This window comes from Flavobacterium sp. ov086 (assembly GCF_900187965.1).
Lineage (GTDB): Bacteria > Bacteroidota > Bacteroidia > Flavobacteriales > Flavobacteriaceae > Flavobacterium.
The window spans coordinates 1-5,869 of sequence record NZ_FZNL01000052.1; the positions used below are offsets into that span (position 1 = coordinate 1).

Consider the following 5,869-nt stretch of genomic DNA (forward strand, 5'->3'; position numbering starts at 1 on the left):
TCTTCATTAAGCCATCTTCTTCGGGTGATATGAAGATATACCTGATGCCCGCGGATAGGAAAATCCTGAACCGTTATCTCTTCAAAGAATCCTTTTGAACTTAATTTTGATTCTCTATGCTCTTTAGGTATAGAATTAATTTCTTTTAAATACAGATGCAGAGTTTCGTCTTCCTTTTTATAAGAAGTAAGTTCAAAGTAATCTACTATTATCTCAGGCAATAATAACTTAAGAAGGTCAATAAAAGAATCTTGCATTAGGGGGAATTTTAAAATACAAATATCTAGATTTTAATATTTCCCCACAACAATATGTCTTGATCCCTAAAACCTCTGTAACAAAAGATTTAGCGAACAGCCGACCCAAAGGGTAACGCCATAATCAAGAGTATTTGTAATTAATTGAACTCGCTTTTTGTTAAATAAAAGTCAATTTTGTGTTTTAAATTATCATGGGCTAGACTTTTAAAAAGTGAATCTGTATTTTTGTTGTAAATATTATAATCTAAGTATGAAAAAAAGTATTGTATTGTTGGCTTTGTTTGTTTTATCAAATTTAAGTGCTCAACAACGCCCTAAGTTGGTTGTAGGTATTGTAGTTGATCAAATGAAAATGGAATATTTATATCGGTTTTCAGATGATTTTTCACCAAATGGTTTTAAGAAATTGATGAATGATGGATATACTTTTCAGAATATGCATTATAATTATATGCCAACTTATACTGCACCAGGTCATGCTTCTATTTATACAGGTACAACTCCATCTATTCATGGAATTGTAGGTAACGAATGGTTTAGTAGAACTCTAGGTAAAGAAATGTATTGTACTGACGATGCTTCTGTGAAAACAGTTGGTGATGGAACTGTTGAAGAAGGTGCAATGTCACCAAAAAATCTTCAAAGTACTACTATTACTGACGAAGTAAGAATGGCTACAAATTTTCGAGGAAAAGTTATTGGTATGAGTCTTAAAGATCGTGGGGCTATTTTGCCTGCGGGTCATTTTGCAAACTGGGCTTTTTGGTATAGCAAAACAGGTTCTTTTATTTCGAGTACTTTTTATGGTGAAAAATTACCAGAATGGGTTACAGAGTTTAATAATGAGAAACATTACATGCCTTATATTAATAAAGGGTGGGATTTATTTAAATCAGCTTCAACTTATAACGAAAGTTTACCGGATAATAATCCATATGAAGGTAAGTTATACGGAAGTGCTGCTCCAGTTTTTCCATACGATTTAAAAACGATGTATGAGAAGAATGATGCCGGAATTTTGAGAGCTACTCCTTATGGAAATGATTTATTGGCTGAATTTGCTAAAAAAGCGATTGAAAAGGAAGAATTAGGAAAAGATAACATTACGGATTTCTTAACCGTTAGCTTTTCGTCTACAGATTATGTTGGACACTTACTTGGTCCACGTTCTATGGAACTTCAGGATACATATTTAAGATTAGACCAAACTATTGCTGATTTCTTGGCTTATCTTGACAAAACAGTTGGTAAAGGAAATTATCTTTTATTTCTGACTGCTGATCATGCAGGTGCTGAAAATGTTATTTATCTGAAAGATCATAAATATAATGTTGACAATTATCCATCGAAAGATGTTAAAAAGAGTTTGCAAGATTTCTCTACTAAGACATTTGGTGTTGATTTAATTTTGAATTATTCGAACTTTAATGTTTTCTTTAATAAGCAAATTATTAAAGATAAAAAGTTAGATTTAGTAAAAGTTAAACAAGCTTTTAAAGAATTTTTAATTACACAACCACAGGTTAAAAGAGTATATACTGAAGAAGAAATTTTGGCTAACTCAGGAAATGATTATTATTTAAATTTTGTTGCAAAAGGATATGATGTAACTCAAGATGGAGATATGATTATTATTGATAAGCCTGGAGATATTGAATACTCAACTACAGGAACTTCGCACGGAACGCCTTATAGTTATGATACACACGTACCAGCTATTTTTTACGGGTGGCATATTAAAAAGGGAGAATCATACGATAAAAAAGCTATTACCGAGATTGCTCCGACAATTGCTCAAAAAATCAAAGTTACTTTCCCTAACGGAACTGAAGCAAAAGTGTTGCAAGAAGTTTTAGACGAAAAAAACGAGAAAAGCGAGAAAAAATAGTTTTCTCTATTCATATATAAAGTAAAACCTGTCATATTTTATGACAGGTTTTTTTATGCATAAAAAAAAAGGCTTTTCAATTAAGAAAAGCCTTTTTAAGTAGTGTTTTAGTAAGCACTTATTTTAGTGTTAGCACTATGCGTTTGCTAACACTAATTCTTCGTTAAAAGGAAGATTCCAAGCTTCAGCAACTCCCTTGTAAAGAATTTTTCCGTTTGCAATATTTAATCCTTTTTTCAATTCTTCATTTTCGTTACAAGCTTTTTCCCATCCTTTATTAGCTAATTGTACTGCATAAGGCAAAGTAGCATTTGTTAAAGCTAATGTAGATGTATAAGGAACAGCACCTGGCATGTTAGCCACACAGTAGTGAACGATATCGTCAATGATAAAAGTTGGGTTTTCGTGAGTTGTAGGAGTACAAGTTTCAATACAACCACCTTGATCAACAGCTACGTCAACAACAACAGTTCCTGGGCGCATTAATTTAAGCATGTCACGAGTGATTAAGTGAGGTGCTTTTGCTCCTGGAATCAAAACTGCTCCAACGATTAAATCAGCATCTTTAATTGCTCTTGTGATATTATAATGGTTGGACATCTCTGTATTTACGTTTGCAGGCATGATATCATCTAAATGACGTAAACGTGGCAAACTTAAATCCATAATAGTAACTTGAGCACCTAAACCAGCAGCCATTTTTGCAGCTTGAGTTCCTACGATTCCTCCACCAAGTACTAATACTTTTGCTGGTGGAACACCTGGTACACCTCCTAAAAGGATTCCTCTTCCTTTTAATGGTTTTTCAAGATATTTTGCTCCTTGTTGAATAGCCATACGACCAGCAACTTCAGACATTGGAACCAATAAAGGTAAACTACGATCTGATTTTTCAACAGTTTCATAAGCTAAACATACAGCACCTTTTTCAAGCATAGCGTGAGTTAATGGTTCAGATGAAGCAAAGTGAAAATAAGTAAATAATAATTGATCTTTTTTGATTAATGGGTATTCAGAAGCAATTGGCTCTTTTACTTTAATAATCATTTCAGCGATTGCGTAAACTTCCTCAATAGTTGCTAAAACTGTTGCTCCAGCAGTTGCATATTCGTCATCACTAAAACCACTTCCTACACCAGCAGTAGCTTGTACGTAAACTGTATGTCCGTGTTTTTTCATTTCTGAAACACCAGCTGGTGTTAATGCAACACGATTCTCATTATTCTTTATTTCTTTTGGAACACCTATTATCATTTTGTTATGTTTTTTTGTTTTTTTTGAAATTGTTTTACAAATCTACTGATAGAGAATATATTATTGATAATTGAGTATTAAATAAGAAAATATTATTTTATTTCATATTTTTACAGAAAAATATTCTTTTTGAAGGCGATATTATTTCCTTAAAAAGAAAAAATGACTAAATCTTAGTACTCACTGAAAACGTTTTCGTTATGGCTTTAGATGAAATAGACAAAAAAATCTTACGACTTTTACAAGAAAATGCGCACTACACGTTAAAAGACATTGCAAACAAGATTAATCTATCGTTAACACCGGTTCATGATCGTGTTAAACGTCTTGAAAAAGAAGGTGTTATAGAGAAGTATGTTTCGATTCTCAATAAGAAAAAACTGGGTAATAATCTAACTGTTTATTGTCAGGTTACCTTAACCAAGCAAACTTACGATACTTCGGAAGGATTCAATCAATCGATATTGAATTTACCTGAAGTGGTGGAGTGTAATTATGTTTCGGGGAATTTTGATTATATGCTTAAAATTATCATTCCGGATATGGAAAGTTATCATCATTTTCATCAAAAAAAATTGTCAATTTTGCCTGAAGTTTCTCTTATCAATACAGTTTTTGTTATTTCGGAAGTAAAAAGCACAACTGTTCTGCCTATTTAGATAAAACAAAAAACCACCAAGAAAACTTGATGGTTTTAAGAATAGTGGTTTTGGTCTTATATTAATAGTAAGTATAACGTCTTACTTTTGCAATATACTTCGCTAAACGAATTACTTGATGGCTGTAGCCAAATTCGTTATCATACCAGATATAAAGCACAATGTTTTTTCCGTCTTTAGAAACAATTGTAGCATTACTATCATAAATTGAAGGCGCTGAAGTTCCAACGATATCAGAAGAAACTAATTCATTATTCAAAGAATATTTAATTTGTTCTACTAATTCACCTTCAAGGGCATATTTTTTCATGATCTTATTGATAGCAGGAATTGAAGTTGCTTTTTTAACTTCTAAATTCAAAACCACTAAAGATCCGTTTGGAACTGGAACGCGAATAGCATTTGAAGTTAATTTTCCTTCTAAAGTAGGTAATGCTTTTGCAACCGCACTTCCGGCACCAGTTTCGGTAATTACCATATTTAAAGCTGCAGCTCTGCCACGACGGTATTTTTTATGCATATTATCAACCAAATTTTGATCATTTGTATAAGCATGAATAGTTTCTAAATGTCCTTTTACAACACCTAATGTATCTTCAATTGCTTTCAGAACTGGTGTAATGGCGTTTGTAGTGCATGAAGCCGCCGAGAAAATATCAATTTCGTCCGGGTTATATTCGTTATGATTTACACCATGCACAATATTTGGTATTCCTTTTCCAGGTGCAGTTAATAAAACTTTACTAGCTCCTTTTGAAGTTAAATGTCTTTTTAAAGCTTCTTCAGTAGTAAAAGCTCCTGTATTATCAATTACTAAAGCGTCATTGATTCCGTATTGTGTATAGTCAATTTCTTCTGGAGAGTTTGCAGTGATAATATGAACTGTAGTTCCATTAATAATCAAAGCATTATTTTTAGGATCGGCAATTACAGATCCTTGAAAATCACCGTGAATTGAGTCGTATCTTAATAGAGAAGCTCGTTTCTCTAAACTAGATGCATCATTTTTATCACGTAAAACAATTGCTCTCAAACGCAATTGATTTCCTTTTCCGGTTTTAGACATTAGCTCTCTTGCTAATATGCGTCCAATTCGGCCAAAGCCATATAAAACAACATCTTTAGGTTGAATTTCTTCAGATGATTTTGCTTTTTTCAGTTTATCCAAAACAAAATATCTTGCGTCCGGATATTTTTCATCTTCTAAACGATATTCATAAGTAAGTTTTCCAAGGTCTAATTTCGCTGGCGGAAGATCTAATGAAAGAACAACTCTTGCAATTTCAACCGAGTCAAAAATAGTAATTGGTTTACCTACAAATTCGCCTGCGTATTGATGTAAATTAATAATATCGCTGACATTTTTATCCAATAATTGATTTTTGAATAAAACCATTTCTATGGATTTATCATACCATAAATCGCTTATGATTTTAATTAATTCGACACCAGCTCTTCTTCGGTCGACTTGTAATGATACCTCTTTTTGGTACAACGTTTTTTTGCTCATAATTGATTAAATTGAAAAAAGAAAAACACAAATATTTTTAAATTTTGCGCAAAAGTACCTATTTCAATCGATTTCGTAAACAGTTTTATGATTTATTTTTGAAAGTGAGGCAAAAAAAAATTTCTTTCAGCGAAATAAAAAGTCAGTTTATAATAAGGAAAAAAATAGATTCTTTTTGGGAGAAAATAAAAAAGCCACCTTATTTGAACATGCCCCAAAAAGTTAGACACTATTTGGGGCATTTTTTATGGAAAGAAAAGTAAAGTATGACTATGCATTTAAGTTAGAATGTGTAGAA

At 32.1% G+C, this 5,869-nt stretch carries 4 protein-coding genes and 1 pseudogene; 2 read left to right on the forward strand and 3 right to left on the reverse strand.

The features are described 5' to 3' along the window. Nucleotides 1-257 (reverse strand): annotated as a pseudogene (locus CHB81_RS26495) (DDE transposase); the annotation flags it as partial. A gap of 253 nt (nt 258-510) precedes the next feature. On the opposite strand from CHB81_RS26495, the gene pafA reads away from it, so the two are divergent. Continuing rightward, entirely contained in the window at nt 511-2,148 is a 1,638-nt protein-coding gene (gene pafA / locus CHB81_RS26500; protein ID WP_089354815.1) for an alkaline phosphatase PafA, read from the forward strand. 135 nt (nt 2,149-2,283) lie between these two features. Here pafA and ald read toward each other — a convergent pair whose 3' ends face one another. After that, nucleotides 2,284-3,402: an alanine dehydrogenase gene (gene ald, locus CHB81_RS26505; RefSeq protein ID WP_089354816.1), complete on the reverse strand. Its 1,119-nt coding sequence runs from the start codon at nt 3,400-3,402 to the stop codon at nt 2,284-2,286. A gap of 200 nt (nt 3,403-3,602) precedes the next feature. On the opposite strand from ald, the gene CHB81_RS26510 reads away from it, so the two are divergent. Then, on the forward strand, nt 3,603-4,061 hold the full coding sequence (locus CHB81_RS26510) for an Lrp/AsnC family transcriptional regulator (RefSeq protein WP_041516998.1): 459 nt from the start codon (nt 3,603-3,605) through the stop codon (nt 4,059-4,061). Nucleotides 4,062-4,122: 61 nt separating this feature from the next. Here CHB81_RS26510 and CHB81_RS26515 read toward each other — a convergent pair whose 3' ends face one another. Beyond that, a complete protein-coding gene (locus tag CHB81_RS26515; RefSeq protein ID WP_089354817.1) occupies nt 4,123-5,571 on the reverse strand; it encodes a glyceraldehyde-3-phosphate dehydrogenase in 1,449 nt (482 codons plus the stop codon). Between the last annotated feature and the right edge of the window lie 298 nt (nt 5,572-5,869).